The sequence below is a fragment of the Dyadobacter flavalbus genome (genome assembly GCF_006149045.1).
In the GTDB taxonomy this organism is placed as follows: Bacteria; Bacteroidota; Bacteroidia; order Cytophagales; family Spirosomataceae; genus Dyadobacter; species Dyadobacter flavalbus.
The window spans coordinates 1-661 of sequence record NZ_VBSN01000017.1 but is presented as its reverse complement, the minus strand read 5'-3'; the positions used below and the strand labels follow the sequence as shown (position 1 = coordinate 661).

Here is a 661-nt window from a genome sequence, read left to right as displayed (position 1 = left end):
AATCCATTGTTCAGCAGAAGCTTATTGAAAAGCAAATAAATGATACCGATAAACAAATTGAAGAGACCTTAAAAGAGGATGAACAGGTACAGAAGCATTTCGATTTGATCAATTCAGTTATAGGTATTGGCCTGATTACCGCAGTAGCTTTTCTTATTTACACACAAAATTTCACCGCCTTTGATAACGGTCGACAATTTGCTTGTTACGCAGGAGTTGCACCTTTTGAACACAGCTCTGGAAGCAGCATTAGAGGAAAGACTAAGATTAGTCCACTTGCAAACCGGAAAATGAAGGCTTTATTAAGTAACTGTGCCAGTGCAGCCATTCAGCATGATCCTGAGCTGAAGCTATACTATCAGCGGAAATTAGAAGATGGAAAAGTTAAAATGAGTGTTTTGAATGCAGTTAAAGCAAAACTTATTAATCGGGTATTTGCTACTGTAAACCGAGGAACTAAATACGTGACAATTATGCAGTATAGTCGTGTTGCCTAACAAATTATAAATAAGACTGCCATATTCTTTGAACATTTTTTCTCGCAATCCCTCTCAAATATCATGGAGGGTTGTGAGAAAAAATGTGGAGCCGATACTAGGCATAAGGTTCAGTATCTTGAAAAAGTAATATGCTTAAAGTTTGTTTTTAACTTAGAATTCCG

1 protein-coding gene is annotated in these 661 nt (G+C 36.6%); it reads left to right on the top strand.

Annotated features, from left to right (window positions below):
* A partial coding sequence (locus FEM33_RS02680) for a transposase (protein WP_139010579.1) occupies window positions 1–497 on the top strand: 497 nt, incomplete at its 5' end.
* Window positions 498–661: the final 164 nt, after the last annotated feature.